This is a genomic window from Candidatus Allofournierella excrementavium, from assembly GCF_048526665.1.
Taxonomy (GTDB): Bacteria; Bacillota; Clostridia; order Oscillospirales; family Ruminococcaceae; genus Allofournierella_A; species Allofournierella_A excrementavium.
Map to the genome: position 1 here is coordinate 162,436 of NZ_DBGFPE010000005.1, position 26,401 is coordinate 188,836.

The 26,401-nt window shown below is 64.2% G+C and carries 30 protein-coding genes; 22 read left to right on the forward strand and 8 right to left on the reverse strand.

Going from position 1 to position 26,401, the window contains the following annotated elements; genetic code table 11:
• Nucleotides 1-26: 26 nt before the first annotated feature.
• Together ACMI1Q_RS01665 and ACMI1Q_RS01670 are read right to left on the reverse strand one after the other, a co-directional pair.
• The gene (locus tag ACMI1Q_RS01665; RefSeq protein WP_419502580.1) at nt 27-1,049 is read right to left on the reverse strand and encodes a type I asparaginase; all 1,023 of its coding nucleotides are present in this window, start codon (nt 1,047-1,049) and stop codon (nt 27-29) included.
• Nucleotides 1,050-1,104: 55 nt separating this feature from the next.
• Nucleotides 1,105-1,818: an ATP-binding protein gene (locus tag ACMI1Q_RS01670; RefSeq protein ID WP_330058166.1), complete on the reverse strand. Its 714-nt coding sequence runs from the start codon at nt 1,816-1,818 to the stop codon at nt 1,105-1,107.
• A gap of 215 nt (nt 1,819-2,033) precedes the next feature.
• Here ACMI1Q_RS01670 and gap point away from each other — a divergent pair, with 215 nt between their 5' ends.
• On the forward strand, nt 2,034-3,044 hold the full coding sequence (gene gap, locus ACMI1Q_RS01675; RefSeq protein WP_418718849.1) for a type I glyceraldehyde-3-phosphate dehydrogenase: 1,011 nt from the start codon (nt 2,034-2,036) through the stop codon (nt 3,042-3,044).
• 108 nt (nt 3,045-3,152) lie between these two features.
• Here gap and ACMI1Q_RS01680 read toward each other — a convergent pair whose 3' ends face one another.
• Both ACMI1Q_RS01680 and hisS read right to left on the reverse strand, forming a co-directional pair.
• The gene (locus tag ACMI1Q_RS01680; RefSeq protein WP_394981297.1) at nt 3,153-3,374 is read right to left on the reverse strand and encodes a DUF378 domain-containing protein; all 222 of its coding nucleotides are present in this window, start codon (nt 3,372-3,374) and stop codon (nt 3,153-3,155) included.
• 119 nt (nt 3,375-3,493) lie between these two features.
• Nucleotides 3,494-4,738: a histidine--tRNA ligase gene (hisS, locus tag ACMI1Q_RS01685; RefSeq protein ID WP_419502581.1), complete on the reverse strand. Its 1,245-nt coding sequence runs from the start codon at nt 4,736-4,738 to the stop codon at nt 3,494-3,496.
• A 113-nt stretch (nt 4,739-4,851) separates the two neighbouring features.
• Here hisS and ACMI1Q_RS01690 point away from each other — a divergent pair, with 113 nt between their 5' ends.
• The 5 genes from ACMI1Q_RS01690 (at nt 4,852) to ACMI1Q_RS01710 (ending at nt 11,463) form a co-directional block, all read left to right on the forward strand.
• Nucleotides 4,852-6,027: an MFS transporter gene (locus ACMI1Q_RS01690; RefSeq protein ID WP_419502582.1), complete on the forward strand. Its 1,176-nt coding sequence runs from the start codon at nt 4,852-4,854 to the stop codon at nt 6,025-6,027.
• A 308-nt stretch (nt 6,028-6,335) separates the two neighbouring features.
• Nucleotides 6,336-7,739: an APC family permease gene (locus ACMI1Q_RS01695; protein ID WP_330058895.1), complete on the forward strand. Its 1,404-nt coding sequence runs from the start codon at nt 6,336-6,338 to the stop codon at nt 7,737-7,739.
• 44 nt (nt 7,740-7,783) lie between these two features.
• On the forward strand, nt 7,784-9,205 hold the full coding sequence (locus ACMI1Q_RS01700; RefSeq protein ID WP_419068155.1) for an APC family permease: 1,422 nt from the start codon (nt 7,784-7,786) through the stop codon (nt 9,203-9,205).
• A gap of 66 nt (nt 9,206-9,271) precedes the next feature.
• Nucleotides 9,272-10,069 carry an SDR family oxidoreductase UcpA gene (gene ucpA, locus ACMI1Q_RS01705; RefSeq protein ID WP_330058893.1) on the forward strand — a complete coding sequence of 266 codons (798 nt, stop codon included), beginning with the start codon at nt 9,272-9,274 and terminating at the stop codon, nt 10,067-10,069.
• Between the two features lie 134 nt (nt 10,070-10,203).
• A complete protein-coding gene (locus ACMI1Q_RS01710; RefSeq protein ID WP_419502583.1) occupies nt 10,204-11,463 on the forward strand; it encodes a Gfo/Idh/MocA family protein in 1,260 nt (419 codons plus the stop codon).
• Between the two features lie 60 nt (nt 11,464-11,523).
• On the opposite strand, the gene ACMI1Q_RS01715 is transcribed toward ACMI1Q_RS01710, so the two are convergent.
• Entirely contained in the window at nt 11,524-11,769 is a 246-nt protein-coding gene (locus ACMI1Q_RS01715; protein WP_330058891.1) for a hypothetical protein, read from the reverse strand.
• Between the two features lie 123 nt (nt 11,770-11,892).
• On the opposite strand from ACMI1Q_RS01715, the gene ACMI1Q_RS01720 reads away from it, so the two are divergent.
• The 3 genes from ACMI1Q_RS01720 to ACMI1Q_RS01730 are packed head-to-tail and all read left to right on the forward strand — an operon-like array spanning nt 11,893 to nt 13,834.
• The gene (locus tag ACMI1Q_RS01720; protein WP_419502584.1) at nt 11,893-12,147 is read left to right on the forward strand and encodes a hypothetical protein; all 255 of its coding nucleotides are present in this window, start codon (nt 11,893-11,895) and stop codon (nt 12,145-12,147) included.
• Complete coding sequence (locus ACMI1Q_RS01725) at nt 12,131-12,823, forward strand: iron-sulfur cluster assembly scaffold protein (RefSeq protein ID WP_177521490.1); 693 nt, start codon at nt 12,131-12,133, stop codon at nt 12,821-12,823. The genes ACMI1Q_RS01720 and ACMI1Q_RS01725 overlap by 17 nt, the downstream gene beginning before the upstream one ends.
• A gap of 18 nt (nt 12,824-12,841) precedes the next feature.
• Nucleotides 12,842-13,834, forward strand: a complete 993-nt coding sequence (locus tag ACMI1Q_RS01730; RefSeq protein ID WP_177521489.1) for a GGGtGRT protein — start codon at nt 12,842-12,844, stop codon at nt 13,832-13,834.
• Between the two features lie 80 nt (nt 13,835-13,914).
• Here ACMI1Q_RS01730 and ACMI1Q_RS01735 read toward each other — a convergent pair whose 3' ends face one another.
• Nucleotides 13,915-14,097: a ferredoxin gene (locus ACMI1Q_RS01735; RefSeq protein ID WP_419502585.1), complete on the reverse strand. Its 183-nt coding sequence runs from the start codon at nt 14,095-14,097 to the stop codon at nt 13,915-13,917.
• Between the two features lie 156 nt (nt 14,098-14,253).
• On the opposite strand from ACMI1Q_RS01735, the gene ACMI1Q_RS01740 reads away from it, so the two are divergent.
• From ACMI1Q_RS01740 to ACMI1Q_RS01770, 7 genes are all read left to right on the forward strand, one after another.
• Nucleotides 14,254-14,646 carry a transposase gene (locus ACMI1Q_RS01740; protein WP_330057190.1) on the forward strand — a complete coding sequence of 131 codons (393 nt, stop codon included), beginning with the start codon at nt 14,254-14,256 and terminating at the stop codon, nt 14,644-14,646.
• Between the two features lie 46 nt (nt 14,647-14,692).
• Entirely contained in the window at nt 14,693-16,072 is a 1,380-nt protein-coding gene (locus tag ACMI1Q_RS01745; RefSeq protein WP_419502586.1) for an ABC transporter substrate-binding protein, read from the forward strand.
• Between the two features lie 94 nt (nt 16,073-16,166).
• Complete coding sequence (gene rbr, locus ACMI1Q_RS01750; protein ID WP_177522757.1) at nt 16,167-16,703, forward strand: rubrerythrin; 537 nt, start codon at nt 16,167-16,169, stop codon at nt 16,701-16,703.
• 220 nt (nt 16,704-16,923) lie between these two features.
• Nucleotides 16,924-17,784 carry a putative manganese transporter gene (locus tag ACMI1Q_RS01755; protein ID WP_419502587.1) on the forward strand — a complete coding sequence of 287 codons (861 nt, stop codon included), beginning with the start codon at nt 16,924-16,926 and terminating at the stop codon, nt 17,782-17,784.
• A gap of 161 nt (nt 17,785-17,945) precedes the next feature.
• Complete coding sequence (locus ACMI1Q_RS01760; RefSeq protein WP_419502588.1) at nt 17,946-18,698, forward strand: DUF2089 family protein; 753 nt, start codon at nt 17,946-17,948, stop codon at nt 18,696-18,698.
• A gap of 174 nt (nt 18,699-18,872) precedes the next feature.
• Nucleotides 18,873-20,009, forward strand: coding sequence for an N-acetylglucosamine-6-phosphate deacetylase (gene nagA / locus ACMI1Q_RS01765; RefSeq protein WP_417026637.1), 1,137 nt, complete (start codon nt 18,873-18,875; stop codon nt 20,007-20,009).
• Between the two features lie 10 nt (nt 20,010-20,019).
• The gene (locus ACMI1Q_RS01770; RefSeq protein WP_419502589.1) at nt 20,020-20,370 is read left to right on the forward strand and encodes an arsenate reductase family protein; all 351 of its coding nucleotides are present in this window, start codon (nt 20,020-20,022) and stop codon (nt 20,368-20,370) included.
• Between the two features lie 63 nt (nt 20,371-20,433).
• Here ACMI1Q_RS01770 and ACMI1Q_RS01775 read toward each other — a convergent pair whose 3' ends face one another.
• Entirely contained in the window at nt 20,434-20,748 is a 315-nt protein-coding gene (locus ACMI1Q_RS01775) for an AzlD domain-containing protein (RefSeq protein WP_394980732.1), read from the reverse strand.
• Entirely contained in the window at nt 20,745-21,473 is a 729-nt protein-coding gene (locus tag ACMI1Q_RS01780; protein ID WP_177522335.1) for an AzlC family ABC transporter permease, read from the reverse strand. The genes ACMI1Q_RS01775 and ACMI1Q_RS01780 overlap by 4 nt, the downstream gene beginning before the upstream one ends.
• A 182-nt stretch (nt 21,474-21,655) precedes the next feature.
• Between ACMI1Q_RS01780 and ACMI1Q_RS01785 the strand changes: the two genes are divergently transcribed.
• The 6 genes from ACMI1Q_RS01785 to ACMI1Q_RS01810 all read left to right on the forward strand — a co-directional run bounded on the left by ACMI1Q_RS01785 (nt 21,656) and on the right by ACMI1Q_RS01810 (nt 26,351).
• A complete protein-coding gene (locus ACMI1Q_RS01785; RefSeq protein WP_419502590.1) occupies nt 21,656-22,462 on the forward strand; it encodes an HAD-IIB family hydrolase in 807 nt (268 codons plus the stop codon).
• Complete coding sequence (locus tag ACMI1Q_RS01790) at nt 22,452-22,940, forward strand: DNA-deoxyinosine glycosylase (protein ID WP_419502591.1); 489 nt, start codon at nt 22,452-22,454, stop codon at nt 22,938-22,940. Before ACMI1Q_RS01785 ends, ACMI1Q_RS01790 begins: the two co-directional genes overlap by 11 nt.
• A gap of 70 nt (nt 22,941-23,010) precedes the next feature.
• Nucleotides 23,011-23,640 carry a 5-bromo-4-chloroindolyl phosphate hydrolysis family protein gene (locus tag ACMI1Q_RS01795; protein ID WP_419502592.1) on the forward strand — a complete coding sequence of 210 codons (630 nt, stop codon included), beginning with the start codon at nt 23,011-23,013 and terminating at the stop codon, nt 23,638-23,640.
• 28 nt (nt 23,641-23,668) lie between these two features.
• Nucleotides 23,669-24,829, forward strand: a complete 1,161-nt coding sequence (locus ACMI1Q_RS01800) for a toxic anion resistance protein (RefSeq protein WP_419502593.1) — start codon at nt 23,669-23,671, stop codon at nt 24,827-24,829.
• A complete protein-coding gene (locus ACMI1Q_RS01805; RefSeq protein WP_419502594.1) occupies nt 24,829-25,395 on the forward strand; it encodes a LemA family protein in 567 nt (188 codons plus the stop codon). Before ACMI1Q_RS01800 ends, ACMI1Q_RS01805 begins: the two co-directional genes overlap by 1 nt.
• A complete protein-coding gene (locus ACMI1Q_RS01810) occupies nt 25,392-26,351 on the forward strand; it encodes a TPM domain-containing protein (RefSeq protein WP_419502595.1) in 960 nt (319 codons plus the stop codon). Before ACMI1Q_RS01805 ends, ACMI1Q_RS01810 begins: the two co-directional genes overlap by 4 nt.
• The last annotated feature ends 50 nt before the right edge of the window (nt 26,352-26,401 follow it).

A 26,401-nucleotide genomic window follows, 5' to 3' on the forward strand; every position in this document is an offset into this window, starting at 1 on the left:
CTTCCCGGCGGGGGCCTTTTGTATGTTTATGTAAGGCTGTCGCTGCGCTCGCCCCGCAGGTTCTCGCCCATTTTCTCCTTCACGGCAGAGGCGTCCAGCCCCTTGCTGAACAGGTAGTAGAGCTTGGCAACGGCGGCTTCGGTGGTCATGTCGCCGCCGCTCACCGCGCCCGCCGCCGTCAGCGCCGCGCTGGCGGCGTATTCGCCCAGCAGCACGCCGCCCTCAAAGCACTGGCTGCACACCGTGAGCACCGCGCCGTTCTGCCACGCCTTCTGGATGAGGGGCGGCAGCGCGCCCTGCTCGTCGGGGATGTTGCCCGCGCCGAAGGTCTCCAGCACGATGCCCCGCAGCCGCCGGGTCATGATGGGCTCGAACAGGTCGAACTGGATGCCCGGGAACACCTTCAGCACCCCGATGGGCACATTGTCGAAGGGGGCCAGCGCCGCCGGGCCCCGGGGCGCGGGGCGGCGCAAGGCCGCCGCGTCGTAGCGGATGTTCACCCCCGCCAGCGCCAGCGGCGGGTAGTTGGGGCTGAAAAAGGCCTGCAGCCCGTCCGCCGAGCGCTTCACCGCCCGGCAGCCCCGCAGCAGCTTGCCGCCGAAATAAAGGCACACTTCGGCGGCCCGGCCCTGGGCCGCGATGAGCAGGCTGGTGATGAGGTTCTCCCGCCCGTCGCTGCGCAGGCGGCACAGGGGGATCTGGCTGCCGGTGAGCACCACCGGCTTTTGCAGGTTTTCCAGCATGAAGCTCAGCGCCCCGGCGGTGTAGGCCATGGTGTCGGTGCCGTGTAGCACCACAAAGCCGTCGTAGTCGTCGTAGCGCTCAAAAATGGCCCGCCCGATGGCGTTCCATTCGCCCACGGCGATGTTGGAGGAGTCCAGAAGGGGGTCCATCTCCACCAGGTCCCAGGCGGGGGCCTCGGGGCCGGTCAGCTCCGGCATGGCCGCCAGCAGCGGGCCCAGATACCCTGGCCGGGGCGCGTAGCCCCTGGGGGTGGGCACCATGCCGATGGTGCCGCCGGTGTAGAGGATGCAAATTCGCTTTTCCATGTCCTGCCTCCCGAAAAATCGTGCACATCCATTATAATATAGCCGCTTTCGCGGGTCAATCGGGCAGCACGCACCGGGGCGACAGCTGCACATACACCGGGCTGTACCGGTCGGCCAGCAGGGCGGCGGCGTGGGGCGGGCGGGGCAGCCTTGCCACCGGGCACAGCGGCAGCGACAGCGCCGCCGCCACCCCCTTGCCCGGGCGGCTCTCCAGCGTGAAGGCCCCGCCGTAGCGGGCCGCGAAGGCGGCGGCCAGGGGCAGCCCCAGCCCAAGCCCCGGCAGGCTGCCCGCCCCGGCAAAGGGGGTCAGGGCCAGCCGCTGGCGGTGGGGCGGGATGCCCGGCCCCCAGTCCCGCAAAAGCAGCACCGCCCGGCTGCCCTGGCGCAGACAGCGCACGCTCACCGCCGGCTTTGCCCCGCCATAAAGCAGGCTGTTGCACAGAAGATTCAAAAGCACCGCCCCGAAGGCCGGCTCGGCGGCAGCCACCGGCAGCGGCTGGCCGCAGGCGGAAAAACGCAGCAGGGAAGGGGGCATGGGACACACCTCCCGGGCGGCCTCCACCAGCGCCCGGGCGCTGGCCGAAAGGTCCATCACCCGCGGCGGCAGCCCTGTGCCCGTCAGCTGGGCCCACATCTCCAGATTCTGCGCCGCCCGCAAAATGCGGTAGGCGGCGGCGCGCTGGGCCGCGCCCTCCGCCGCCAGCACCTCGGCGCACTCGGCGCGCAGCAGCGCCGCCGTGCGGCGGGCGCACTCCCATCGCAGGTCCATGGCCGTCGTTCCCCCTTTGCCCGGTATTCTCCCCTTAGTGTGGCGGAGCGGGAGCGGTTCATGCGCGCTTTGTACCTTCCAAAGTTTTCTTTTGCATTTTTGTGTTAAATCATTCACAACCACTTGTGCTTTGAAAAAAATTGCGATACAATAAGACCAGCCGCGAAATGTTCCGCCCGCAAGGGCGTGACGCGAATCATAAGGAGGATTTTACAATGGCAGTGAAAGTTGCAATCAATGGTTTCGGCCGCATCGGCCGTCTGGCCTTCCGTCAGATGTTTGGCGCGGAGGGCTACGAAGTGGTGGCCATCAACGACCTGACCAGCCCCGAGATGCTGGCCCATCTGCTGAAGTACGATACCGCCCAGGGCCGTTACGACGGCCACACCGTGGTGGCCGGTGAGGACTCCATCACCGTGGACGGCAAGAAGATCACCATCTACAAGAACCCCAACCCCGCCGAGCTGCCCTGGGGCGAGCTGGGTGTGGACGTGGTGCTGGAGTGCACCGGTTTCTTCACCAAGAAGGACAAGGCCATGGCTCACATCGAAGCCGGCGCCAAGAAGGTCGTCATCTCTGCCCCCGCCGGCAACGACCTGAAGACCATCGTTTACAGCGTGAACGAGAACACCCTGACCGCCGATGACCAGATCATCAGCGCCGCTTCCTGCACCACCAACTGCCTGGCTCCCATGGCGAAGGTCCTGAACGACACCTATCCCATCCAGAGCGGCATCATGACCACCGTGCACGCCTACACCGGCGACCAGATGATCCTGGACGGCCCCCATCGCAAGGGCGACCTGCGTCGTGCCCGTGCCGGCGCCGCCAACATCGTTCCCAACAGCACCGGCGCTGCCAAGGCCATCGGCCTGGTCATCCCCGAGCTGAACGGCAAGCTGATCGGCTCTGCCCAGCGCGTGCCTGTTCCCACCGGCTCCACCACCATCCTGGTGGCCGTCGTCAAGGGCAAGGACGTGACCAAGGAGAGCATCAACGCCGCCATGAAGGCCGCCGCTTCTGACAGCTACGGCTACAACGAGGATCCCATCGTGTCCAGCGACGTCATTGGCATGACCTACGGCAGCCTGTTCGACGCCACCCAGACCATGGTCACCAAGATCGACGACGACACCTATCAGGTGCAGGTCGTGTCCTGGTACGACAACGAGAACAGCTACACCAGCCAGATGGTCCGCACCATCAAGTACTTCGCTGAGCTGTAATCGCAAAGCAAACCAAAAGGGCCCCCGGCAAACGCCGGGGGCCCTTTTTTGCAAAGGAAGGCCGCGGCGCATGTTGCGCCGCGGCCTTCCTCTCTGATGAAAAAATATTCAGGACTGGGTGCTCTCGCCGCTGCCGTCGCCCAGGCCCAGCAGGCCGGGGATGGCGCCCAGCGCAGCCAGGCCCACCAGTGTGAAGATGATGCGGCTGATGGTGCTGGCGGAACCGCCGAACAGCCAGCCCACCAGGTTGAAGCTGAACAGGCCGATGAGGCCCCAGTTCAGGCCGCCCACGATGAGCAAAGCAACGCAAATTTTGTAAAACATCCGCATGGGGTCGTCTCCTCCCTTCCTGGCAGTAGTCTGCCCGGGGGCGGGGCGTTTATGCAAAAAGGGGAGGTGCGGGCGAAAAACGCCCGCCCCTCCCGCTGCGTGCAAAAGGGGAAACCGGCTCACCGGGCCGCGCCCAGCGCCTTGATGTCGTCGTTGTCGGCAAAGGCCGCCGCGGCAAAGCCCTGGGTCTCCAGCTGGCCGAACTGCTTGCCCAGCTTCTTGGCCTGGGGCAGAACGGTCACGGTGTACTGGCTGCGCAGGTCGGCGGCCTTTTTCAGCACCTGGGCAAAGTCCGCGTCCGGCAGATAGAGCAGCGCCAGCCGGGCCTTCTCGGCGGGCACGGCAAAGCCCTGCTGGGCCAGGATGGCGCAGATGCGCTCGAAGCCGATGGAAAAACCCACCGCGGGCACCGTCTGGCCCAGGAACTTGCCCACCATGTTGTCGTAGCGGCCGCCGCCCGCCACCGCGCCGGCGAAGGCCGGGCAGGTGACCTCGAACACGATGCCGGTGTAGTAGCCCTGGCCGCGCACAAGGCTGGGGCAGTAGGCGATGGAGAACTTGCCGTCGGCCAAAGCCTCCACCGCGGCGATGACCCGTTTCAGGTCCGCCGCAAGGGCTGCGTCGTCGCACAGAGCGCTCACCGCGTCCAGGTCGGTGCGGCCCGCGGCCAAAAATTCGCCCAGCGCCGCCACCGCTTCGGCGGGGCAGCCCTTTTCGGTCAGCTCGGCGGTCACGCCCTCGGCGCCGATCTTGTCCAGCTTGTCAAAGGTGATGCACACGCTGTCCAGGCTGTCGGGGGCAAAGCCCATGCCGGTGAGCATCCCCCGCAGGATGCGCCGGTCGTTGATGTTCACGGTGAAGTCCTTGAAGCCGATGTCCAGAAGGGCCCGGGCGGTCACGTCGATCAGCTCGATCTCCGCGTTGGTGCTGCCGTCGCCCAGGATGTCGATGTCGCACTGCACGAACTCCCGCATGCGGCCCTTCTGCGGCCGCTCGGCCCGGAACACCCGGTCGGTCTGGATGACCTTGAAGGGGGTGGGCAGCTTGTCCTTGTTGGCGGCGTAGTAGCGGCTCAGGGGCAGCGTCAGGTCATAGCGCAGGCCCATGTCCGACAGGTCCTTCTCCTGCCCGGAAGCCAGCGCGGCGGCCAGCTTGTCGCCCCGCTTGAGCACCTTGAAGATGAGGTTCAGGTTGTCGCCGCCCTCGCTCTTGTCCAGGTTCTCCATGTCCTCCAGCATGGGGGTGGAGATGCGCTGGAAACCGCTGGCCCGGTAGGTGGCCAGGATGCGCCCCTGCACATAGTCCCGCAGGCGCTGTTCGTCGGGCAGATAGTCCTTCATGCCCTTGAGCGGATTGATCTTCATGGCTGTTCCCCCTGTTATTACGTGTTTGACTTATATCATAGCCCTGCGCGCCCGCATTTGTCAATCGGAAAGGGCCATACTAACCCAAAGACAAAGGCAAAGGGGGAGAGCCGATGCAGGCCTTTTTGAAAAAACACCACTGGACCATCCTTGCGGCGGGGGCCGCCATCCAGATATTGACCGGGGTGCCCGCCGCCTGGGGCGTGTTCCAGGGGCCGGTGCGGGCGGAATACGGCTTTGACGAGGGGGCGGCCAGCTTTGTGCTCAGCCTCACCATCGGGGCCTTCGGCCTCGGGTGCGTGCTGGGGGGCTTTTTGCAGGACAAAGCGGGCCCCCGCATCGCGGGCTTTGCGGGCACGGCGCTGCTGGCGGCGGGCTTTTTTGCCGTGGGCTTCGTGCCGGCGGGGCGGCCGGGCCTGTTCTATCTGGCCTTCTCGCTGCCGGTGGGGCTGGGCAGTGCCTTCCTCTATCCGGCGGTGATGGGCTGCGCCCAGAAGTGGTACGCCGAGAAAAAGGGCCTCGCCACCGGCGTCATCGGCGGGGCGGTGGGTCTCTCCGGCGCGGCGCTCACCCTCCTGGTACGCTTTTTGAGCGGGCGGTGGGGCATCCGGGTCTGCTTCTGGGTGCTGGGCGGCCTGATGCTGGCGGTGTGCGCGGCGGGCAGCGCCCTGCTGGAAAACCCCGAAAACGCCCCGGCCCCGGCGAAACGCGCCGGGCGGGACTTCACCCCCGTGCAGATGCTCAAAACCCGGCAGTACCGGCTTTTGTTCCTGGCCACCGCCCTGGCCAGCCCGGCGGTGCTGCTGTTCAGCCCCGTCATCGTGGAGCTGGGGCAGGAGCGGGGCCTCTCGGAGAGCGCCGCCCATCTGGCGGTGGCCGTCGGCTCCGTCGGCTCGGCGGCGGGGCGGCTGGCCATGCCGGCCCTCAGCGACCGCATCGGCCGCCGGGCGGCGGACCTCATTCTGTTCGCCGGCCTCTGCGGCCTGTCGGCGGCCTTCGCCTTCGCCGGGGGCTGGTGGGTCATCGCCGTCTACACCGCCCTCACCTTCTGTTATTCCGGCGAGGCGGCGGTGCTGCCCAGCTTGTGCACCGACCTGTTCGGCCTGGAGCACACCGGCGTGAATTACGGCTTCCTCGCCCTGGGCATGAGCGCGGGCAGCATCGGCTTCCCCCTGGCGGCCCGGGCGCTGGGCCTTGCCGCGGGCCGCCACTGGCTGGCGGCGGGGGCCGCTGCGGCGGGCTTTGCCTGCCTCGCGGCGCTGCGCCCCACGAAGGGCGGAAGGCTGTGAGGCCTGCCGCCGCAGGTGCAAAAACGTCTCTTTTTGGTGCACGATCATGGAATTGCATACAAAATGCCTGTTAATCTCTTGACATTTATCCGCGGACGGTGTTATTTTTATAACGGCTAAAGGGGGGCGGACCCTCTGGACCCGGGAACTGAATACCCGCTGCCATGCAGCCCGGCCGGCGCGAGCTGGTCCTGACTTGTGTGACAACATCGAAAAACCGCGTGAGGGAAAGCGCCGGGGCTTCGGTGTTTTTTTTGCGGGCAGGCGGTTTTGGCGGGGAGCCAAACCTGTGAAAAGGAGTCATTATCATGGAAAACACCCAAACGAAAGGCGGCCTGAACAAAAGTCTGAAGCTGATTTTTGTTTACACCGTCGCCACCGGTTCCATCTTCACCTTCGTGAACTATTGGGACTCGGTCTTCTACGGCTACTGCGGCAGCGGCACCTTCCTGGCCTTCGGCCTGATGACCATCGCCATCCTTCCTGTCGCCCTGGTCTACAGTGAGCTGGCCTCTCTGTTCCACACCTCCGGCGGCGAACTGATCTACAACACCGTCGGCATCAACAAGCATGTTGGCTTCCTGGCTTCCTGGCTGATCATGGCCGCCTGGATCTCTGTTCCCCCGGCAGTTGTCATGGCCATCATGACCTGGGTGAACAAGACCTTCAACCTGGGCCTGGGCACCTGGCCCATGGTCGCCTGCGCCGCCGTGCTGCTGGTGCTCTACTTCCTGATGAGCATCCAGAACGTGCAGATCCTGGTCAAGGCTCAGGCTGTGATGCTGTTCTGCAACATCACCGTCACCATCCTGACCGGCTTCATCCTGCTGTTCAGCGGCCACTGGCACCTGTCCAACTTCGGCAACATCTTCAGCACCACTCTTGACTCCGTTTACGGCATCCCCGGCTGGGTCATCGGCATGGCTCTGCTGATCACCCCCTACTTCGGATTTGAGACCGTTCCCCAGATGGTTGAGGAAGGCGACTTCCCCATCAAGAACTCCAAGAAGGCCATCTGCGGCTCCATCCTCACCTGCGGCAGCATCTACGTGTTCTACTACTTCTGCGTGGCTGGTCTGGACGGCCTGCAGGATGTCTACACCAACTTCGCTCAGGACGGCTTTTTGACCATCTCCACCATGCAGAACGTGCTCGGCTGGACCTTCTGGCCCATCGTTGTTGGCCTGCTGTCCTGCCTGCTGGGCATGGGCGCCTCCCTGCTGGGCTTCTGGATGTCCACCGTTCGTATGCTCTACTCCATGGCCAACAAGAACTTCCTGCCCAAGGTGTTCGCGAAGGTCAACAAGAACCAGCAGCCCCTGCTGCCCAACGTGTTCCTGCTGGTGCTGAGCCTGGTGTTCATCGTTCTGCAGAACTCCTCTGACTTCATGAGCGCTTTCTTCAACCTGATGAGCTTCGGCTGCGCCTGCGCCTATGCTCTGACCATGATCAGCGCCGTGTGCATCCACCACAAGTACCCCAACTGGAAGAGCTCCAACGCCGTCAAGGGCGGCGACGCCTTCCGCATCCTGGCCATGCTGATCGCTGTGGCCATCGCCTTCTTCTGCACCCTGGGCCAGGGCATCGACTCCTGGATCTGCTTCGGCGTGTACCTGGGCGTGGGCGTTGTCATCTGGCTGTGGATGGTCTGCGTCAACTGGAAGAAGCACCCCGTGGAGATCGAAACTCCCGACGGTGTCAAGACGTTCTAAGCTCCGTTTTCTGAGCGCGAGACAAAAAGACGGAGTGATATAGAATGCCTGAACAGAACAATGTGGAGACCCAGCCTACCGGGCTGAAGAAGAGCCTGCGCCTGATCTACGTTTACGCCATCGCTGCGGGCGCCATCTTCACCTTCATCGGCTACTGGGACACCATCTTCTACGAGTACTGCGGCGCGGGCACCTTCCTGGGCTTTGCGCTGATGACCCTTCTGATCCTGCCCATTGCCATGGTCTACTGTGAGCTGGCGCCCCTCTTCCCCAAGGCGGGCGGCGAGCTCATCTACAACACCGTGGGCATCAACAAGCATGTGGGCTTTTTCTCCTCGTGGCTGATCATGGCCGCCTGGATCGCGGTGCCGCCTTCTGCGGTCATGGCCATCGTGCAGTGGCTGTTCCATGTGCTGCACGTGCCCACCAGCTTCATGCTGATCGAGGTGGTGGCCCTGGTGAGCCTGGTGGGCTACTGCATCCTGAGCCTGCAGAATGTGGAGATCGCCGGCAAGATCCAGCTGTACATGCTGATGTTCGCCATCGGCGGCTGCCTGGTCGCCACCGTCGCCTTCCTGTTCTCCGGCGTGTGGAGCTGGGACAACTTCCAGAACTTCTTCTACACCCAGGTGGAAGGCCACTTCGGCATCCCCGGTTGGATCATCGGCATGGCGCTGCTGATCACCCCCTTCTTCGGGTTTGAAACGGTGCCCCAGATGGTGGAGGAAGGCGACTTCCCCATCAAGGAATCCAACAAGGCCATCCTGGGCTCCATCGTCACCTGCGGCGTCATCTACGCGCTGTTCTTCTTCGGCCTGGGCGGCATGCCTGTGCAGCCCCTGGTGGAGGAAGGCGGCGCCGCGGTGGGCGGCTTCCTGGCGATCACCATGATGGAGCAGCTGGGCGGCGGCTGGGGCGTTTTCGCGGTGGTGTTCGGCGTGGCGGCCATCCTGTGCGCCATCGGCACCTGCCTGCTGGGCTTCTGGCTTTCCACCGTGCGGCTGCTGTACGCCATGGGCGAGAACAACTTCCTGCCCAAGGTGTTCACCAAGGTCAACCGCCACCAGCAGCCCATCCTGCCCAACATCCTGCTGCTGGCCATCTCGCTGGTGTTCCTGCTTTTACAGAACGCCACCACCTTCATGAACGACTTCTTCAACCTGATGAGCTTCGGCTGCGCCTGCGCTTACGCCATCACCATGATCAGCGCCATGCGCATCCACAAGAACCACCCCGAGCTGGTGTCTCCCTACAAACTCAAGGGCGGCAGCTTCACCCGGGTGCTGGCGCTCATCATCTCCGTGGCCATCGCCTTCTTCTGCACCCTGGGCCAGAGTGCCGGCTCCTGGAAGAGCTTCGGCATCTACATCGGCATCGGCGCTTTGCTGTGGCTGTGGATGGTGCTGGTGAACTGGAAGAAGCACAAGGTCACCATCGAAACGGTGGCCGGCACCAAAGAATATTGATCCCATCGTAACCGGGCGGCTCTTGCAGCCGCATGGCTTATACAACAGAAAAGGAGAGACTTAAAAATGGCTAAATTGGATGGTAAAGTTGCACTGATCACCGGCGCTGCCGTGGGTCTGGGCGAGGGTATCGCCACCGCTTATGCCAAGTACGGCGCCAAACTGATCATGGTGGACCTGGATCCCCGTGTGGAAGAGACCGCTGAGAAGCTGCGCAAGGAGTACGGCAGCGAGATCGTGACCGTTGTGGCCAACGTTGCTGACCGCGAGCAGATGGACGCCGCCGCCAAGAAGGGCGTTGACACCTTCGGCGAGATCAACGTTGCCTGCTGCAACGCCGGTGTCTGCCGCCTGGCTCCCTTCGAGGAGATGGACGACAAGACCCGCGATTTCCACATCGACGTGAACATCAAGGGCGTTTGGAACACCTGCAAGGCCGTTGTTCCTTACATGCTGAAGCAGGGCGGCGGCAACATCGTCATCGCCTCCTCCGTCACCGGTGACATCGTGGCCGACGCCGGCGAGGCCGCTTACGCCATGACCAAGGCTGCTCTGGTCGGTCTGACCAAGTGCCTGGCTGTGGAATATGCCGCCCGCAACATCCGCGTGAACTGCTCTCAGCTGGGCTATGCCCGCACCCCGATGGTCGAGAAGATGGCCATGGAGTCCAACCCCAACGATCCCGAGAGCGCCATCAACGACATCGCCGTGGGCGTGCCCATGAAGCGTCTGGCGAAGCCCATCGAGGTCGGCGAGCTGTTCGCCTTCCTGGGCAGCGACGAGTCCAGCTACCTGACTGGTTCTCAGATCGTCATCGACGGCGGCAGCACCCTGCCCGAGACCATGTCCATCGGCACCAACTAAGTTATCTTCTTCTAAACGGACATACACAAAAAGGCCGCCGGCAACAGTCGGCGGCCTTTTTGTATCCATCGGGCTGGCCATCGCCGCCGGAAGGGTGTATACTGGAACGAGGAAAAAGGGGGAGGAAGGATAAAATGAAAGACTCATTCACCGTTGCGCTGATCGGCCTGGGCAACCGGGGCAAGGACGCCTATCTGCCGGAATTCTTGAAATACGGCGATAATGTGCGCGTCACCGCCATCGCCGAGCCGGTGGACGAAAAGAGGAACGAGGTGGCAAAGCTGCTGGGCCTTGCCCCGGAGCAGTGCTTCAGGACCGGGGAGGAGCTGCTGGCCGGGCCCCGGCTGGCGGACGCCGCGGTCATCGCCACCATGGACCGGCAGCACGTGCCCCAGGCCGTGCCCGCGCTGCAAAAGGGCTACGACCTGCTGCTGGAAAAGCCGGTCTCCCCCAGTCTGGAGGAGTGCGACCTGCTGGCCCGCGTTGCCCGCGAGACCGGCCGCCGGGTGGTGGTGTGCCACGTGCTGCGCTACACCGCCTTTTATAAAAAGGTAAAGGAACTGCTGGACGGCGGCGCCGTGGGGCAGGTGATGACCGTGCAGGCCATCGAGAACGTGGGCTACTGGCACCAGTCCCACAGCTTTGTGCGGGGCAACTGGCGCCGCACCGACGAGAGCAGCCCCATGCTGCTGCAAAAGTGCTGCCACGACCTGGACCTCTACCTCTGGCTGGCGGGCAAGAGCGCGAAGCGGGTGAGCTCCTTCGGCTCCAATTCCTTCTTCAACGCCGCCCATGCCCCGAAGGGCGCGGCGGCCCGGTGCCTGGACGGCTGCGCCGCCAAGGCGGACTGCCCCTTCGACGCGGAGAAAATTTACCTCACCAATGCCGCCACCGGCATCGACGCGGGCAACGACGGCTGGCCCTGCGAGGTGCTGGCCGCCCACCCCGCCCACGACTCGGTGCTGGATGCCATCCGCACCGGCCCCTACGGCCGCTGCGTGTTCGCCTGCGACAACGACGTGGTGGATCATCAGGTGGTGAACGTGGAGATGACCGACGGCAGCACCTTCGGCTTCACCATGACCGGCTTCACCGAGCACAACACCCGCTTTGCCCGCTTCCTTGGCACGGCGGGGGAGCTCTCCGCCGACCTTTTGAGCGGCGACATCACCCTCACGCCCTTCGGAAAGCCGGCGCAGGTGTTCCACATCGATGCGGCCGAGGGCCACAGCGGCGGCGACGCCGGCCTTGTGAAGGCCTTCGTGGAGCTGATGCTGGGGGGCGAGCCGGGACCCGGCCTCACCAGCCTGGACGTCTCGCTGGAGAGCCACCGCATCGCCCTGGCCGCCGAAAAAAGCCGCCTTGCGGGCGGCGCGGCGGTGGAGCTGCAATAAAAAACAAAAAGGCGGCGGGCCAAACGGCCCGCCGCTTTTTGTGCGTTTTCCGCGCGTTTTTTACTTCTCGCCGAACAGGTTGAAACGGAACAGCCGGCTCTCGTCCTCAGGGTCGGTGCACTCGAACTGGGCCGAGGCGATCTGGCCGCCCTTGATCAGGCTGGTGAAGCCCAGGATCTGGCACAGCTTGCTCTTCAGGTTCAGCCGGTCGCCCTCGGGGGTGACCATGTAGACATCGCCCTTGCAGGAGGCCAGGACCTCGCTGAAAGCGCTCACGTCAAAATTGTTCACATTGATGCGATCCATAGTAAATGACCTCTCTTTCTTGTTTGTGGGGGGCCCGGGGCCCCGCGGCCTTTTGCCGCCATACTTTCCCGGAAAGCGGCGCTCCCGCCTGCTTTCCTCGCCCCATACTATATCACAGCCTTTGTGGAAATGCAACAATTAAATTCCAAAAATTTTGTAGAAATGACCAAACAAGTTGCACGATTGGCGGCCCACCCAAAAACCGCCGCGAACGGGGGGCAAAATTTGTGGCGCACGGCGGCAAAAGCCTGGCAAAACGCCTTGAAAAAGGGGCGTTTTTTGCCTATAATGGATACTGCGGAACATTGTGCAAACAATCACAATATAGCCTGCAGTACGAAGAGCAAAGGAGAGAACGAACATGACCTATTCGCATGAAGTAGAGCGTATGTGTCCTCTGACCAAAGGGCCCCATCACGGTCCCGCCCCCATCCCTGAGGAGGGCAACTGGGTCAAGGCCTACGAGATCAAGGACATTTCCGGTCTGACCCACGGCGTGGGCTGGTGCGCCCCCCAGCAGGGCACCTGCAAGCTGACCCTGAACGTGAAGCAGGGCGTCATTGAGGAGGCTCTGGTGGAGACCATCGGCTGCTCCGGCATGACCCACTCCGCCGCCATGGCCGGCGAGATCCTGCCCGGCAAGACCATTCTGGAGGCTCTGAACACCGACCTGGTGTGCGACGCCATCAACGTGGCCATGCGTGAGCTGTTCCTGCAGATCGTCTATGGCCGCAGCCAGACCGCGTTCAGCGAGGACGGCCTGCCCATCGGCGCCGGCCTGGAGGACCTGGGCAAGGGCCTGCGCAGCATGACCGGCACCATCTTCTCCACCAAGGCCAAGGGCGTTCGCTACCTGGAGCTCACCGAGGGCTATATCCTGAAGCTGGCTCTGGACGAGAACAACGAGGTCACCGGTTACCAGTTCGTGCGTCTGGGCAAGATGCTGGAGGCGATCCGCCACGGCGAGGACCCCAAGACCGCTTACGAGAAGAACATCGGCACCTACGGCCGGTTCGATGGCGCTGCGAAGTACATCGACCCGCGGGAAGAGTAAGAGGGGAGGAGTTACACAATGGCTACTTTTGAATCTATGGACCGCCGCATGCCCAAGATCGAGGCGTGTCTGAAGGCCAACGGCCTGGAGAGCCTGGACGCCTGCCGCGATATGCTGCTGGCCAAGGGCATCGACTGCGACGCCATCGTCAAGGGCGTGCAGCCCATCTGCTTTGAGAACGCCGTGTGGGCCTACACCCTGGGCACCGCCATCGCTGTGAAGCGCGGCCTGAAGAACGCCGCCGACTGCGCCGCCGCCATCGGCGAGGGCCTTGAGGCCTTCACCATCCCCGGCTCGGTGGCCGAGCAGCGCCAGGTGGGCCTGGGCCACGGCAACCTGGGCGCCATGCTGCTGCGCGATGAGACCAAGTGCTTCGCCTTCCTGGCCGGCCACGAGTCCTTCGCCGCCGCCGAGGGCGCCATCGGCATCGCCCGCACCGCCAACAAGGCCCGCAAGACCCCGCTGCGCGTCATCCTGAACGGCCTGGGCAAGGACGCCGCCTATATCATCAGCCGCATCAACGGCTTCACCTACGTGGAGACCGACTACGACTTCAAGACCGGCGAGCTGAAGGTCGTGCGCGAGAAGGCCTTCTCCGACGGCGAGCGCGCCGCCGTGAAGTGCTACGGCGCCAACGACGTGCTGGAGGGCGTTGCCATCATGAAGAAGGAGGCTGTTGAGGTCTCCATCACCGGCAACTCCACCAACCCCACCCGCTTCCAGCATCTGGTGGCCGGCACCTACAAGAAGTGGGCCATCGAGAACGGCAAGAAGTACTTCTCCGTCGCTTCCGGCGGCGGCACCGGCCGTACCCTGCATCCCGACAACGTGGCCGCCGGTCCTGCCAGCTACGGCCTGACCGACTCCATGGGCCGCATGCACGGCGACGCTCAGTTCGCCGGCTCCAGCTCCGTGCCCGCCCACGTTGAGATGATGGGCCTGATCGGCATGGGCAACAACCCCATGGTGGGCGCCACCGTGGCCTGCGCCGTGGCTGCCAGCCAGGTGTGAGCTTCGCGCTTCACCGCTGAATAACGGCAAAAGCCGGTATGACCTTCGGGTCATACCGGCTTTTTCTGTGCCCGCCTGGGTCATTCGGTGTGAATGACCTGCGCCGGGCAGTTTTCGGCGGCGTCGCGGGCGGCCTGCTCCACTGCGGGCACAGGCTGAACAGCCACCTTTGCCAGGCCGTCGGCGTCCATCTCGAAAACCGCCGGGCAGGTGGAGGCGCACAGGCCGCAGCCGATGCAGCCGGGTTCAATGAAAACATGCATGGTCCATCTCTCCTTGCTTTTTTTGGCGGAGCCGGGCGGCTCCGCACCAAAAGTATGGGCGGCGGCTCCGCCTGCGATTCACCCGCCCTTTGTTTTGCCGCCGGATTGTGGTACAATAGAAAAAAGCGCCGAAAGGGGCGGTGTGCCGTGTACGAGATGGCCCAGATGCAGTTGACGGTGTATGACTTCGTGCAGCCCTTCGGGGGCGCGCTGGATGAGGACAACCGCTGGGTGCGCCTTGCCAAAAAGATCGACTGGCTGAAGCTGGAAAAGCAGTATGCCGTCCATTTCGGCAAGGGCGGCGCGGTGGCCCTGCCCTTGCGCATGGCCTTCGGCAGTCTGGTCATCCGGGCGGCGCTGGGCCTCTCCGACCGGCAGACGGTGGAACTCATCCGGGAGGACCCCTATCTGCAATACTTCATCGGCCTGCCCGCCTTTACCACCGAAGCGCCCTTCTCCGCCCGCAGCATGGCCGCCTTCCGACGGCGCATCCCCCAGAGCCAGGTGACGAAGGCGGTGCGGCTGTTCAAAAAGATCTCCCGCGAGTGACCTGTTGAAGGGCCGCCGCATATCCTGAGCAAAGGGGGCGAGCGCCATGCCGCCAGAAAAACATGTGTTCCGGGCAGGTGACGCGCCCTCCGGGGGCGAACTGCGCCAGCAGGGCGGCAAGACCGTCTTCCGCGCCGGGGGCGCAAAGGCGGAAAAGCGGGGCAAAAAGCCCGCCGCACCCGCCGCCTCTGCCGCGCCCCGGCAGGAGGCCCCCGCGCAGCAGGAAGTCCCCAAGCGGCAGGAAGCCCCGTCCCGGCCCGTGAAGCTGCGGCGGAACGCCGCGGCCCCGGCCCCGGCTCCCGCCGGCGAAAAGACGGGCGGCACGGCTCCGAAAGCTGCCCCGGCGGCATCCACCGGTGAAAAGACGGGCGGCGCGGCCCCGAAAGCGGCCCCCCGCCCGGCCCCGGCTGCCGCCCCAAAATCGGCCGCCTCCTGGTCCCGTCGGCGGCGCGGCTCCCGCACGCCCCTCATCGTGCTGGGCAGTTTGCTGGCGCTGCTGGTGGTGTGCCTTGCCGGCTGGGCGCTGGATGTGCCTGCCCGGCTGGAAGGGCTGACGCTGCCCGGCGGCTCGTCCTCTTCCGCTACTGTGAAGGAGGGGCAGGACTGGCCCGCCATGGTGGGCGACCGGATGGTGAGCGAAAAACCGGAAAAAGTGGTGAGCCTCTCGCCCATGATCACCGAGGCGCTGCTGAGCCTGCCGGGGCATGAGGCCCTCTGCGCCGTCACCGAATACTGCGATGCCCGCTCCACCGGCCTTGCCACCGTGGGCACGCCGCTGCTGCCCCGCACCGAGGACATCATCGCCCTCGCGCCGGACTACGTCCTCTGCCAGACCCCCCTCGCCGGCCCGGTGCAGACCGAGCTGGAGGAAGCGGGGGTGGAGGTCATCCAGATGGACACCCCGGCGGACCTTGCCGCCCTGCGGGAATTCTACGGCCAGCTGGGGGCGCTGCTGGGGGGCAACGAGACCGGCCGCGCTTTGGGCTATGGCGTGATCGACCGGCTGGAGAGCACCCTCGCCGCCTACGACGCCGCCCTGCCTGAAAAGGCCTCTGCTCTGCTGCTGCCGGACCTGTCCGGCCTTGCCGCCACGGCGGACACCGCCGAGTGGACGCTGCTGGGGCAGGTGTTCCGCCATCCGCTGCCCGACGCCGCCGACTGGCTGGCAGGGGCCGAGTGCCTCACCGATGAGGACGCCGGGAACGACCTGGACCAGATCCGCGCCGCCGACCCGGACGTGCTGCTGGTGGCCGACACCGTCTCCCCCGAGGACCTCTCCGCCGCCCTGGGCGACCTGCGGGCGGTGCAAAACGGCGCGGTGGTCTATGTGGACATCCGCCTCACCGAGACCCTCTCGCCCCGGCTGGTGTTCGCCATCGCGGACGCCGCCGCCCTGGCCTATCCGGAGTTTGCGCCTGCCTCTTGACTTTTGTTCCGGGCGGGTGTAAGATAGAAACACAAACAAGAATGATTCCTACAAACTGCGACAAATTCACTGAACAAAATCGGAGGTAATGACCATGCAACTGAAAGGTTCCAAGACTGAAGCCAATCTGATGACCGCCTTTGCCGGCGAGAGCCAAGCTTACACCAAGTACGGCTACTATTCCTCCAAGGCCAAGAAGGAAGGCTACAACGAGCTGGCCGCCGTGTTCGCCGAGACCGCGGGCAACGAGAAGGAGCACGCCAAGATCTGGTTCAAGCTGCTGCACGACGGCATGCCCGACACCCTGACCAATCTGGCGGACGCCGCCGCCGGCGAGAACTACGAGTGGACCGACATGTACGCCGGTTTTGCCGCCACCGCCGAGGAAGAGGGCTTTGAGCGCATCGCCCAGCTGTTCCGCATGGTGGGCGCCATCGAGAAGGAGCATGAGCAGCGCTACCGCGAGGTGAAGAAGCTGCTGGAAGAGGGCCGTCTGTTCGCCCGCGAGACCGAGCAGGTGTGGATCTGCACCAACTGCGGCCACATCCACATCGGCACCCATGCCCCCGAGAAGTGCCCTGTGTGCGACCATCCCCAGGCCTACTTCGTGCTGCGCGCCGAGAACCACTGAGCAGCCCGACGAACCCGAGCCACGGCGGCCCCCGTTTTCCGACGGGGGCCGCTTTTTGCCCTTTTGCGGGGCGCGGCGGCAAAAAAGTGCCCCTTTTCTTCAAAAAAGCGCCCCAAAATGGGGGTGGGGGGCCTTGCGGCGGCGGCGGGGCGCAGGGTATACTGTTGCATGTTCGAAAAAAACCGGGGCGCTGCCCCATGAAAAGAAACGGAGACCCCTCTTGATCCAACATGTTCTGCTCCACGCGCTGGAGGACAGCGCGAAAATGCTTCCCTTCCTCTTCGCCGCCTATCTGCTCATCGAGTTCATCGAGCGCCGCCAGGGCGAGCGCATCGAGCGGGCGCTGGCCGGCGGCGGGCGCTGGGGCTTTGCGGTGGGCGCGCTGCTGGGCTGTGCGCCTCAGTGCGGCTTTTCTGCCATGGCCGCCAACTTCTACGGCAGCCGGGTCATCAGCCTGGGCGCGCTGATGGCGGTGTTCATCGCCACCAGCGACGAGGCGGTGCCGCTGCTGATGGCGGTGCCCGAGCGCTGGGGCGACCTGGCGGTGCTGCTGGCCTTCAAGGTGGTGCTGGGCGCCGCGGTGGGCGCGGCGCTGGACCTTGCGCTCCGTCGGCGGCTGCCCGCCTCCATGCGGGGCGGCTACACCGGCCACGCCGACGAGGTGGACTGCCACGAGCACCACGAGGAAAAGCAGAGCCTTGTGTGGGCGGCGGCGGTGCACACCGTGAACATCTTCCTGTGGGTGCTGGCCCTGAGCGTGGTCATCGGTCTTGTGATCGAGGGCGTGGGCGAGGAGAACTTCACCGGCTTCCTCACCGGGCTGGGTCTGGCCCAGCCCCTCTTCGCGGCGCTGCTGGGCCTTGTGCCCAACTGCGCCTCCAGCGTGCTGCTCACCCAGCTGTATCTCTCCGGGGCCATCGGCTTTTCGTCGGTGACGGCGGGCCTTTGCGCCAACGCGGGCGTGGGCCTGCTGGTGCTGTTCCGGGCAAACCCCAGCCTCAAGCAGAACCTGTTCATCACCGGCCTGCTCTGGGCGGTGGGCGCGGGCTGCGGCATGCTGCTGATGCTGCTGGGCTTTTGAAAAACAAATTTGAATCAGCTGTGTTCAAAAGAGCCGACGAGTGTCGGCTCTTTTGATTTTAATATATTCAAAAATATACAAAAATAGAAATTAAAATCATTAAATCTAATTATTGAAAGAATGATAAAACAATGATACACTTTGCTCAAGGAGGTGAGGAGATGAATTCCTCGAACATTCGTTTTTGCCCGGTTTGCGGAGAAAGACTTAGAATTAAAAAGCTGGCCTGCCCGGGATGCCAGGTTGAGTTTCCGGTGGACAGACAACTTTCGGCGTATGAGCAGTTGACTGATGAGAACGCCTTGTTTTTGCAAACGTTCCTACTGAGCAGAGGGAACATGAAAGAAGTTCAGGAACGACTGAGAATATCTTACCCAACGGCAAAGAAGCGCCTGGATGAATTGTTGACTGCGTTGGGTTTAAAAGAAGAACAGGAAATAAAGACGGAGGTCACGATGGATATGCGAAAGTACATGGATGGCACCAGTACAAAAGCATCGGACATCATCCGAAATAAGCTTTACGAAAATGGGGGACAGGCAACAGTTCGATCAAAACGCGGAAAAACATACGTTATCAAGGCTGTACAAGATGGGGTGTCCTTTTACTGCAAAGAACTTCCGATCGAACCTCCTTACAAGTTCCAGGTGTTCGACGTAATGGTGGACCTGATGATCGAAAAAGGCGGGAGAGCACTGAAAGGTAATGGGCGAAACTATCGCCTTGGTTTTGGAGGATGCACAGAAGATACACTTGTGGGTGCAATCGGGAAACGATATGCGGGCAAAGAAAACGGTGATTCGGTCTACGACCCTGTTTTTGTTCTTGCTGCTGTGCTGGAATGGGCAGGGGTCGCCCGTAATGGGCACGGCTTCCTGGAACTGACACCGGAATATTTGCACGCACTTCGATGAGCAGTACCTCTACCAGGAAATAAGAGGTTTTGGACGTAAAACTGCACAAAATTTGCACGATCAGCTTTTTGCGTTTTAGCGAATTGTGCGCCGCGTCCGGGCGCTGTATAATCAAGTCAAGAACAAGGATTTTGGGCGGATGCGCGCCCTTGAACGCGGAAAGGAGAACTTCCCATGATCATCAAAAACGGACAGGTCTTTAATTCCAACGGCCGGTTCATCCCCGCCGATGTGGAGCTGGCGGGCGACCGCATCGTGAAGGTGGCCCCCGCGGGCACCCTGCACGGCGACGAGGAGCTGGACGCCGCCGGCAAATACGTTACCCCCGGCTTTGTGGACATCCACATCCACGGCGCGGCCGGTTCCGACTTCTGCGACGGCATGGACGGCAGCGACAAATACGTGCGCGCCATGCAGAAGTATCTGGGCAGCCAGGGCGTGACCAGCTTTTTGGGCACCACCATGGCCTTCAGCGAGGAGATCTTGGACCGCATCTTTGATACCGCCCGGCCCATCTTCGGCCAGGAGGGCTACGGCGCGGTTCTGCGGGGCGTGAACATGGAAGGCCCCTTCTTCAACAAGGCCAAGAAGGGCGCCCAGGCCGAGGAGTACATCATCGACCCCGACTGGGAGATGTTCCAGCGCCTGTGGGAGCGCAGCGGCCACAACATCCGTCTGGTGGACGTGGCCCCCGAACTGCCCGGCGCGCTGGAGTTCGCCCAGAAGGCCAGCAAGCTGTGCACTGTGTCCATCGCCCACACCTGCGCCACCTATGAGGAGGCCACCGCGGCCTTCGCCAACGGCTTCACCCACACCACCCATCTGTTCAACGCCATGCCCGCCTTCACCCATCGGGCTCCCGGCGTGGTGGGCGCCGCCAGCGACTTTGCCGAGCACATCGAGATGATCTGCGACGGCATCCACCTGAATCCCTCGGTGGTGCGCGCGGTGTTCAACATGTTCGGGCCGGACCGGGTGTGCATCATCAGCGACGCCATGCAGGCCTGCGGCATGCCCAACGGCGAATACAGCCTGGGCGGCCAGAAGGTGTTCATGACCGACGGCCTGGCCACCCTGGCCGACGGCACCATCGCCGGCAGCGCCACCTGCCAGGCCGAGGGCTTCCGCCGCGCCGTGAAGTTCGGCGTGCCGCTGGAGAGCGCCCTCAAGGCCGCCACCATCAACCCGGCCAAGGCCGCCGGCCTCTACGACGAGGTGGGCAGCATCGCCGTGGGCAAGCGGGCGGACGTGCTGGTGCTGGGCGCCGACCTGCATCCCGAGCACATCTTCATCGGCGGCAAAGAGCTGTGAGGAGCAGAGCATGACCACCTTCCTGTGCTACGATAAATGCTCCACCTGCCAGAAGGCGCGAAAATGGCTGGACGAGCAGGGTGCGGCGTACACCGTCCGCCCCATCAAGGAGCAGAACCCCACCGCCGCCGAGCTGGAGGGCTGGCTGGCCCAAAGCGGGCTGCCGGTCAAGCGGTTCGTGAACACCAGCGGCCTGCTTTACAAGTCCATGGGCCTCAAGGACAAGCTGCCCGCCATGACCGACAGCGAGGTCTGCGCCCTCTTGGCCACCGACGGCATGCTGGTCAAGCGCCCGGTGCTCATCACCGACAAGGGCGTCTGCCCCGGCTTCAAGCCCGAGGAATGGGCAAAGCTGCTGTAAAAAAAACACAAAAAGACCGGGCCGCGCGAGACAATCGCGCGGCCCGGCTTTTTCGTTTTAAATTCAGAAGGGCAGAAGGGGCAGCAGCCGCTCCACCAGGAACACGGTGGCGCAGGCGCAGGCCGCCACCGTCACCAGCCCCTTGCCGGCCAGGGCCACCCCCAGCGCCACCACCAGCGCGGCCGCGGCGCTCACCGGGCTCTCGGTGGCCGAGAGGATGGCCGGGAAGGTCATGGCCGAAAGGCAGGCGTAGGGCACATAATATAAAAAGGACTGCAGCCGCCGGTTGCGTATCTTTTTCTGCAACAGGGTCAAAGGCAGCATGCGGATGAGGTAGGTCACGCCCGCCATCACCAGAAGATACCAGAACAGGCTCATCGTGCCGCCTCCTTTTCCTCATCGGCCTCGGGCGAAACGTCCATGGGGAACAGCCAGGCCCCCAGCGCGGCCGCAACCAGCGTGCTGATGACGATGGCAAAGCCGCTGCCCACCGCCTGGGAGAGGGGCGTCCAGGCAAAAACGCAGCTCACGATGACCGCCGCGGCCACCACCGCCTGCACCGGCTTTGAATGGCGCATGGGCGGCACCACGATGGCGATGAACATGCTGTAAAGGGCGACCCCCAGCGCGCTGCGCACGGCGGGGGAGAGCACTGCGCCCGCCACCGCGCCCACCACAGTGCCCCCCGTCCAGCCCAGGATGGGCAGAGCGGCCAGACCGTACATGTAGGCGGGGGTCAGGGGAGCGGTGCGGCCCATGGCCACCGCGAAGATCTCGTCGGTGTTGGCAAAGGCCACCAGCATCCGCCGCCGGGTGGTGAATTCCGGGCCCAGGCGCTGGCTCAGCGAAAGGCTCATCAGAGCATAGCGCAGGTTGATGACCAGCTGGGTCAGGGCCAGCTCCACCAGCGAGCCGTGGGCCAGAATGACCGTCAGCCCGGCAAACTGCCCGGCGCTGGTCATGTTGGTCAGGCTGATGAGCCCCGCTACCAGCGGCGACAGCCCGCCGTTCACCGCCAGGATGCCGAACGTAAAGCTCACCGAAAAATATCCCACGCCAATGGCCAGTCCGTCCCGCAGGCCGGACGTGTATTCGCCTTTCATTCCTTCGCCTCCGCTCGATGATATGTCACCGGGCTTCATTATACTACCAATATCGCGGCAAAGCAACAAAAGCCGGCGGCGGTCAGGTTCGGCCTTGTGCCGGCGGGGCAAACTGTCTATAATAGGAATAAGGGCCGCCCTGCAAGCCGGCGGCCCCACCCCAAAAAGGAGACATATTTTCCATGCCTTACAAAGCGATCATTCTGGATGTGGACGGCACGCTGGTGGCCCACGGCGAACCCTCGGCCCGCCCGGCGGTGGCCGAGATGGTGCGCCGTGTGCAGGCCCTCGGCGTGAAGGTGGTCATCGCCACCGGCCGCACCTATTACGCCATGAACACCTCCATCCTGGGCGGCATCAAGCCGGACTACGCCGTCTGCGCCAACGGCGCCCAGGTGCTGGACGACGCGGGCCGCCTGCTGGCCAGCGGCGACTTCACCCCCGAGGAGATGTACGCCCTGGTGGACTACTTCGAGGACTTTGACTATCCGCTGGCCTTCGCCTTTTCCGACAGCTACTACGTCTACGTGGAGTTTGAGAAGATGCGGGAATTCTACAAGGCGGTCACCGGCCACAGCGAGTTCGTGCTGGACGGCGAGGACCAGGAGCGCCACCTGCAGGACATGCCCTTCGGGGCCTTCGGCATCCTGCCGCCCGAGGCGGTGGAGGGCTTCGGGGCCCGCTACGGCCATCTGGGGCTGCAGTTCGTGCCCTACCATCCCGGTTATTACGACATCAACCGCGCCGGCGTCAACAAAGCGGTGGGGGTGAAAAAGCTGATGGAGCTCACCGGCTGGAAAGCCGAAGAACTTTTGAGCATGGGCGACAACGAGAACGACATCCCCCTGATGCAGCTGGTGGGCCGCTCTTACTGCATGGCCAACGGCACCGAGGCGGCCAAAGCTGCCGCCAGCGCCATCGCGCCGCCGGTCACTGAGGCGGGCGTGGCCGCCGCGCTGCAAAAGGAGTTCTTCCCCCATGAGCTTTGAGCCGGTGTTCGGCCCGGCCAGCCGGGCGCTCATCCTGGGCAGCTGGCCCAGCCCCGAGAGCTGGCGCCAGGGCTTTTACTACGGCCATCCCCGCAACCGGTTCTGGCCGCTGCTGGCGCGGCTGTGCGGTGCCGAAACGCCCCAAACGGTGGAGCAAAAGCGGGCGCTGATCCTGCAAAACGGCCTCGCCCTCTGGGACGTGCTGGAAAGTTGCACCGTCACCGGCGCGTCGGACGCATCCATCAAGGACCCGGTGCCGGTGGACCTGGCCGCCCTTTTGAAAAAAGCGCCTGTGGAGGCGGTGTTCTGCAACGGGGCAGCGGCCTTCCGCCTTTACGAAAAGATGCTGCGTCCGGTGAGCGGCATCGTCGCCGTGCGCCTGCCCAGCACCAGCCCCGCCAACGCCGCCTTCGGCATGGAAAAGCTGGCCGCCGCCTGGGGCGCGGCGCTGGGACCCTGGCTTTCGTGTCCGCATTGATTTAGCTGCTTCACTATGGTAAAATAATCACAAACCGCGGGCGCACCCGTCCGCACAGGAGAAGCAAAGCATGAGCAAGATCATAGAGATAAAAAAGAAGCCCGCCGCCCCCTGGTACATCGCCGGGGCGGTGTGGGTGGTGGGGGCGCTGGCGCTGCCCATCTATGAGCTGTGGGCGCTGGGCCTCACCGCCGTCGTTTCGGTGGCTGCGCTGGCCGCGGCCTTCAGGCTCTGCCCACCGGTCATCGTGAAAAAAGAGGTGCCCTGGCTCACCGGCCGGGAGGACGCGGACGAGATGCTCGGCCGCATCGACGCGGACCGTAAACGCCTGCTGGAACTGGACGAGCGCATCCCCGACGACGCCCTCAGCGCCGCCATTCGCCGCATGGCCGCCGCCTGCGCCGGCATCCTCGCCCAGCTGGAAAAGGACCCGGACAAGGCCTCCCAGGTGCGGCGCTTTGCCAACCACTATCTGCCGGACGCGGTGAAGATCCTCACCCTCTACGCGGAGATGGAGGAGACAGGCGTTTCCGGCGAGAACGCCGAGGAGGTGCGCCGGCAGGTGGAGGCGAACGCGGCGGTCATCGCCACCGCCTTCGAAAACCAGCTGGACAGCCTCTATTCCGCCGCGGCGCTGGACCTGGACGCCGACCTGGAAGTACTCAAAGGCATGCTGAAAGGGCAGGGCCTTGTGGAATAATTTTCAAAAGTGAAAGGAACGAACGACCATGGACGAAAACAATATGAGCCCCGAGCTGACCCTGGACGCCGTGCCCACCCTCACCCTTGACCCCGCCGCCGACGAGGCCGCTGCCGCGGCTGCCGCCGAGGAGGAGAAAAAGGTCGAGCCGGTGATGATCGAAGAGACCCGCCTTTCCCCCGAAGAGCAGAAGATGGTGGACGATTTTGCCGAAAAGATCGACGTGACCAACAGCCAGATGGTGCTGCAGTACGGCGCGGCCACCCAGAAGAAGATCGGCGATTTCAGCGAGACCGCTCTGGACAAGGTGCGCACCAAGGACCTGGGCGAGACCGGCGAGATGATCGCCAGCCTGGTCACCGAGCTGAAGGGCTTCGACGCCCAGGAGGAGAGCAAAGGCATCTTCGGCTTCTTCAAGAAGGCCGGCAGCGGCATCGAGGCCATGAAGGCCAAGTACGCCAAGACCGAGGCCAACGTGGAGAAAATTGAGGCCGTGCTGGAGGGCCATCAGGTCCAGCTGCTCAAGGACGTGGCCATGCTGGACAAGATGTACCAGATGAACATGCTCTACTTCAAGGAGCTCACCATGTACATCCTGGCGGGCAAGAAGAAGCTCAGGCAGGTGCGGGAGGGCGAGCTGCAGGCCGCCATGGACAAGGCCAGGGCCAGCGGCCTGCCCGAGGACGCCCAGGCCGCCCGCGACCTTGCCGACATGTGCGACCGCTTTGAGAAAAAGCTCTATGACCTGGAGCTCACCCGCAACGTGTCCATCCAGATGGGCCCCCAGATCCGCCTCATCCAGAACAACGACACCATGATGGCGGAAAAGATCCAGACCAGCATCGTGAACACCATCCCCCTGTGGAAGAGCCAGATGGTGCTGGCCCTGGGCCTTGCCCACAGCCAGCAGGCCATCGAGGCCCAGCGGGCGGTGAGCGACATGACCAACGAGCTGCTGAAAAAGAACGCCGCCGCCCTCAAGCAGGGCACCATCGACGCGGCCAAGGAGTCCGAGCGGGGCATCGTGGACATCGAGACCCTGCAGGCCACCAACAAGAGCCTCATCGAGACCCTGGACGAACTGAACAAGATCCAGTCGGAGGGCCGCGCCAAGCGCGCCGCCGCCGAGGTGGAGCTGGGCCGCATCGAGGGCGAACTGAAACAGAAACTGATGGAGCTGCATAACTGATGAAAGGTCCGTGTAAACTGGAACAGATCCTGCCCGCGCCCATGAAGAACCGGGCGGTGGCGGCAGCCGCCGCCTGCCTTCTGGCCGCCGGCTCGGTCTTCGGCATCGGCGGGGCAAAGCTGGCCGCCTGCGCAAACAGCACCGCCGCCGCCTTTTCCGACGGGATGTATTCCATCGCCGCCGACCTGGACGCCCGCCTCAACTCGGCGGCAAACCTGGTCACGGTGGCCGAAAAGGTCAGCGGGGTCAGCGCCGGGTCCGTCGAGGCGGTGCGCAGCGCCGTGGACGCGGTGAACGCCGCCGAAGGCCCCGCCGCCAAGGCCGCCGCCGACGCCGCGCTGGACAGCGCGGTGAACGCCCTCTACGACGAGGCCGCGGCCCTGGCGGACACGAACCAGTATGACCTGCTGGCCGGGGAGCTTGCCGAGTTCAACAGCAGGGGAAATACCATCCGAAACAACGACTATAATTCCCGGGCGCAGGAGTTTAACGACACCCTGGCCGGCCAGCCCGCAAAGCTGATCGGGGCGCTCTGGGGCATCGAGGAGGCGGAATATTACCGATGAAACAGGTAAGACGCACCCTCGCCGGCCTGGCGCTGGCGGCGGCTCTGCTCACCGGCAGCGTCTTTGCGGCGGTGCCCGCCGCCCCCGAGGGCAGTTGTGTGCTGGACGAGGCGAACGTACTCAGCGAGCGCACCGAACAGGCGGTGAACGATTTGACCATCGCCCTGGACGAAGCCTGCGGGGCCCAGATGGCGGTGCTCACGGTGGATTTCACCGGCGCCTCCTCCACCGCTGACTACGCCGTTGAGGCGCTGAACAGCTGGGGCGTGGGCGACAAGGACAAAAACAACGGTGTTCTTCTTCTGCTGGTGATCGGCGCCGAGGACTACTACTGCACCGTGGGCACCGGCCTGGAAAAGGACCTGCCGCCCCAGAAGATCGACGACCTGCTCTGGAACAACCTGGAGGAGGGCTTTGCCAAGGGCGATTATGACGCGGGCGTCACCGCCTTCGCCAATGCCATGTACGACGAACTGTGCGACATCTACGGCGTGCAGCCCGACCAGAGCACCGGCGGCTCCGTGGCTCCCGCGCCGGAGCGGCCCTCCTTCCTGGCGCGCATCGGCGGCTTCCTCACGATGGTGATCGTGCTTTTGGTGCTTATCGCGTTGGTGGTGCTGGGCAGCATCCTGCACCCGGTGCGCTATGTGCGTACCCGCTGGTTCGGCTACAGCTACCCGCCCATCCCGCCCCGGCGGCACTTCTACGGCGGCTGGTCCCGCCGCCCGCCGCCCCCGCCCCGTCCGCCCCGCCCGCCCTGTGGCGGCGGCCCCGGCCCCGGCGGCTTCGGAGGCTTTGGCGGCGGTTCTTCCCGGCCGTCCTCGTCCTCCCGCCCCAAGAGCTTCGGCGGCTTTGGCGGCGGCAGCGGCCGCGGTTCCGGCGCGGGCCGGCGCAGCGGCGGCTCTTCCCGTCCCGGCGGCTCCCGTTCCGGCGGCGGCGCAGGCCGGCGCAAATAACGTCACAGAAAAAAGATGCCTTCCCCGGCGGGGAAGGCATCTTTTTTTGC